General features: G+C 60.9%; 7 protein-coding genes. All 7 read left to right on the top strand.

The window, feature by feature from the left end; all coding sequences use genetic code 11:
• The coding region (locus HY896_06010) for a DUF3473 domain-containing protein (GenBank protein MBI5575902.1) at nucleotides 1-190 on the top strand (190 nt) is incomplete at its 5' end.
• 3 nt (nucleotides 191-193) lie between these two features.
• Entirely contained in the window at nucleotides 194-835 is a 642-nt protein-coding gene (locus tag HY896_06005; GenBank protein ID MBI5575901.1) for a class I SAM-dependent methyltransferase, read from the top strand.
• Nucleotides 836-1,993, top strand: coding sequence for a glycosyltransferase (locus HY896_06000; protein ID MBI5575900.1), 1,158 nt, complete (start codon nucleotides 836-838; stop codon nucleotides 1,991-1,993).
• Complete coding sequence (locus HY896_05995) at nucleotides 1,990-2,712, top strand: glycosyltransferase family 2 protein (protein ID MBI5575899.1); 723 nt, start codon at nucleotides 1,990-1,992, stop codon at nucleotides 2,710-2,712. The genes HY896_06000 and HY896_05995 overlap by 4 nt, the downstream gene beginning before the upstream one ends.
• A gap of 9 nt (nucleotides 2,713-2,721) precedes the next feature.
• Nucleotides 2,722-3,081, top strand: a complete 360-nt coding sequence (locus HY896_05990) for a DUF2304 domain-containing protein (protein MBI5575898.1) — start codon at nucleotides 2,722-2,724, stop codon at nucleotides 3,079-3,081.
• On the top strand, nucleotides 3,078-4,217 hold the full coding sequence (locus tag HY896_05985) for a glycosyltransferase family 4 protein (protein ID MBI5575897.1): 1,140 nt from the start codon (nucleotides 3,078-3,080) through the stop codon (nucleotides 4,215-4,217). Before HY896_05990 ends, HY896_05985 begins: the two co-directional genes overlap by 4 nt.
• A partial coding sequence (locus HY896_05980; GenBank protein ID MBI5575896.1) for a hypothetical protein occupies nucleotides 4,214-4,497 on the top strand: 284 nt, incomplete at its 3' end. The genes HY896_05985 and HY896_05980, both read left to right, overlap by 4 nt.

Here is a 4,497-nt window from a genome sequence, read left to right as displayed (position 1 = left end):
GCGCCCCTTCGTTATCTATTTCCACCCCTGGGAAACGTATCCCGAAACCCCGCGGCTTGAAGCCCTCGGAGCGAAAGAGTCCTTTATCACGTATCATGGGATCGACGGCTGCCTGGGGAAGATCGAATCGCTGCTCAAGGATTTTTCGTTCGACACGATGTGGAACGTCATCCGCCGCCGGACGGAGTAGTCGATGGATGTGAAGGAATATTTCGAAAAGTGCGCGGAACGGTTCGACGGGTTCTACAGGGAGGAAAAGAGGGGGCTCATCGGGCAGGCGGCCCACCTGGTTTTCCGGAAGCCGGGGCTCGTCAGGCGATTCCAGGCGGCCGCGGATCTATTGGGCGATGTAAGGGGCAAATCGATTCTCGACGTCGGCTGCGGGTCGGGAATCTATTCGATCTATTTCGCCGGGAAGGGGGCAAGGGTCACAGGGCTCGATTTTTCCGATAACATGATCGCCCTGGCCCGCAGGAACGCGTCGGAAGAAAATTGCGAAGTGGAATTCGCCGGCGGGGATTTCCTGTCTTTCGAAACCGGCCGCCGGTTCGACCACCTGCTGTTCATCGGCGTTTTCGATTACGTGAGCCCCGGCGAACTGCCCGGCTACTTCGTGAAGGCCGCCGGAATGACGGACGGAAAGATCGTCGCTACGTTCCCGAAGAAATTCGTCCCGCAGTCGCTGATCCGGTATTGCTGGCTCAAGCGGCAGGACTGCCCGGTATATTTCTACACCCGGGACCGGATCGAGGAAATCGGAGGGCGCTTCGGTCTCCTCGCGAGATTCATCGACTGCGGCCCGATATGGACCGTGGCCTTCGACAGGAAACCTTGAATGATCAAGGTCCTCCACCTGGGGAAGTATTACCCGCCCGATCCCGGGGGGATCGAATACGTGTTGAAGAATCTCCTCCAGGCAACCGGTTTCCGCTTCGAGAATCATGCCGTAGTGGCCTGCAAGGGACCGCGCCACAGCGAGGAAAATGGTCCGGATGGGACGGTCTATCGGCGTAAGGAGATCGGCACGCTCTTCCTGACACCGATCATTCCGGGCCTCTTCCTGTTTCTCCTTTCGCTGAGGAGAAGGGAGAAGTTCGACTGCATCGTCCTCCATGCCCCCAACCCGATGACCGCCGCCGCCCTTTTCGTTTCCTGCCTGTTCCTGCCGCTTCGGGAGAAACTCGTCATCTATTATCACGGAGACATCCTCGTGGACGCGGCATTGCACCGCCTGGCATATTTCCTCTTCCGTCCGATCGAGAACTGGACGCTCGGGAGGGCGGACCGCATAGTTGCGACTTCGCCAAACCAGGCCGGGTTTTCCGGGAACCTGATGATGCACGCAGGGAAAGTGACCGTCATCCCGCTCATGGTGCCGGACGACTGGAGCGATACGACCGAAGAGGAAAGGGAGGAAGCGCGGAAGATCAGGGAGAGATTCGGGGCCCCCATGGCGCTGTTCGTCGGGCGGCTGGTCGCATACAAAGGGCTTTCCACCCTGGTGGACGCGGCGCCGATGGTGCCCCGCGGGACATTCCTGATCGTCGGGGACGGGCCGCTCGAAGCGGACCTGAAGAAACGCGCGGCGGAGCGTGGAGTGGAAGACCGCCTCATTTTTCTCGGCCGCGCGCCCGATCTTAAACCCTATTACCTTGCGTGCGACCTTCTCGTCCTGCCGTCGGCGTCCGCCGTGGAAATGTTCGGGCTGGTTCAGCTCGAGGCGATGAGTTTCGGAAAACCGGCCGTGACAAGCGACCTGACGACCGGCGTGACATATGCTAACTTGGACGGAAAAACCGGCCTCACCTTTCCCGTGGGGAACAGCGGGAAACTGGCCGAGGCGTTGAACAACCTTTTCACCGACGACCCGCTGCGCAAGCGATTGGGGGAATTCGCCGGGGAGCGCGTCAGAAAAGAGTTCCGTTCCTCGGTGGTGGGGGAGAAGTTCGTTCGCCTGGTTCAGGACCTTTGCGGCAAGGGAACCCCTGCATGAACGCGTCGCGCGGTAAAGGGATAATCGTCATTCCCGCCTACAACGAGGCGGAAAGCATCGCCGGAGTCGTGCGCGAGATCCTGGCGGAGAGCCTGGACATGGACATCGTCGTGGTCGACGACGGTTCCACAGACGCCACGGCGGATGTGATCCGCGGGCTTCCCGTGCAGGGCCTGTCCCACCCGATCAACCTCGGCTACGGGGTCGCGATCCAGACCGGGATGCTTCACGCGGCGCGGACCGGGTACGACTTCCTGGTCCTGATGGACGGGGACGGGCAGCATATACCCGCGGAGATCCCGAAGCTCCTTGCGGGGCTGGACGGCGGTGCGGACATCGTCATCGGATCGAGGATACTGGCCGGAAGCGGAAGCTACAGGATTCCCGCGCTGCGGCGCGCCGCGATCGGGTTTTTTTCGTTCCTGGCAAAGACGCTCGGGGGGGTCGATATCCGGGACGTCACCTCGGGCTTCCAGGCGATGCGCCGGGACGTCTTCTCCTTCCTCGCGAAGGAATACCCTGTGGATTTTCCGGACGCGGAAGTCGTCGTCATGCTGGGCCTGAAGAAATTCACGGCGGCCGAAGTGCCGACGCGGTTCCGCCGGCGGGAACGGGGCACGTCCATGTATTCGAGCCTCGGAACCGTCCTTTATTATCCGTTCAAGTCGTTTCTCGCTTCGTTCATCGTCCTTCTGCGTCTCTTCCGGGAAAGGAGGTAGGGCCGGGCCATGTCGTTCCAGGCGAAATTGATGATCACGGCGCTGCTGCTTGCCAACGCGGTGCTGGTCGTGGAGCTGCTACGGACGCGCAGGCTCACCGAATCGTACACGCTGCTGTGGCTGTTCGTCATCGCCGGCACGACGTGCGCCGCGTGGGCGGACGGTTTCCTCCAGCGGCTCGCGTGGTTTTTCGGGGCGGCTACACCGCTTTCGGCGCTTACGCTGCTGGGGCTTGCGTTCATCCTCGTCATGCTCATCTTTTTTTCGATGAGGATCTCCAGGTTGACGAAGGAATTGAAGGACCTGGCGCAGGAAGTGGCGTTGCGCCTTCCATCTTCCGGCAAGACGCCGAAAACGGAAGATCGTTGAACATATACATAGACGGGATGTTCTTCCGGTCCTCCGGGATCGGCAGATGCTACGAGAACCTTCTTCGTGCCCTGGACGAAGCGGACGACGTTTACCGGATCTGCACGCTCGTCCCGAAGTCCCGGGAAGCGGATTTCCGCCGGTCGTTTTCCTCTCGAAAGATCGACGCCCGGTTCGCCGATTTCTCCTACCTCGGAGCCGCCGATTTTCTGCGCAAGGGATCGCTCATCCGCGCCTTCCGTCCGGCTCCCGACATCTTTTACTTTCCGAACATCAACGTTCCTTTTTTCTGGGAAGGCAAGGCGATTACCCAGGTGCACGACCTCATACCGCTCTCCCGGCATTCCGATTGGCCCTGGAGGCACAGGTTCGCGTTCCGCGTTTTGGCGAGGCGGGCGCTGCGAAGGTCCTGCCGGGCGGTCTGCGTATCGGAGTTCACGAAGGGCCAGGTGATGTCCGAATTCGATATTCCCGGGGACCGTATCCTTGTCATTCCCAACTGGATCGACGACTGGTTTCTTCGCGGGAGCCCGATGACCGACCGGCGGAAGCCTTTCGTGGAAGGCGATTATCTCCTCTACATCGGCAACCGGTCTCCGCACAAGAACCTGAAAACCATGATAGAGGCGTTCCGGTCGCTGTCGCCCGACTTCCCGGATTTGAAGGTCGTCGTCGCCGGCGCCCGCATGCGGGGCAGGGATGCGGTGGACGATGCGGAATCCGACCCGGCGGTCGCCGGAAAAATAGTGCAGTTGCCGCAGGTACCGGACGATATGCTGCGCAACCTGTACGCGTTCGCGCGGGTTTTCGTGTTCCCCACGTTCATGGAAGGGTTCGGCATTCCCCCGCTCGAGGCGCTTTCATTCGGCGTGCCGGCGGTATGTTCGGATATCCCGGCAGTCCGGGAAATCTGCGGGGACGCGGTAAGGTACGCCGATCCCTTCGACCCCGGAGCCTTCGCCCGCGAAATCCGGTCCGCGCTCACCGATCCGCAGGCGAACGCCGAATTCCGCGGACGCGGGGTTGAAAGGCTGTCTCTCTACCGGAGGGAAAGCGCGCTTGCGCGGTACATGGATCTTTTCCGCGGTTGCCTGGAAGGCGATATGGGGAAGGCGGGGGCGGGGCGGCGGCGATGAAAGTGGCTTTTTGCACGCCGATGCGGATCGAAAGGGACGGGATCGGCGCGTATGCTCGCGAGCTTTACGCTCCGCTTTCGAAGCTGTGTTCCCTTACGCAGTTTCCGCTGGACAAGGACCCGCATCCCTCGAAACATTTCCGGGAGATGGCGGAAGAGATCAACAGGTGCGACGTTCTGCACACTGAGCATTCCTCCAATTTCTTCAAGGTTCCACTTTTCCCGTTCCGCGAGGGGTACAGGGATTTCCTCCGCCGCGTCAGGATTCCCCGTATGGTCGT

It is taken from the genome of Deltaproteobacteria bacterium (assembly GCA_016218975.1).
Classification (GTDB): Bacteria; Desulfobacterota; Deferrimicrobia; order Deferrimicrobiales; family Deferrimicrobiaceae; genus JAENIX01.
The sequence above is the reverse complement of the archived record's forward strand: the minus strand, read 5'-3'. Positions and strand labels throughout refer to the sequence as shown.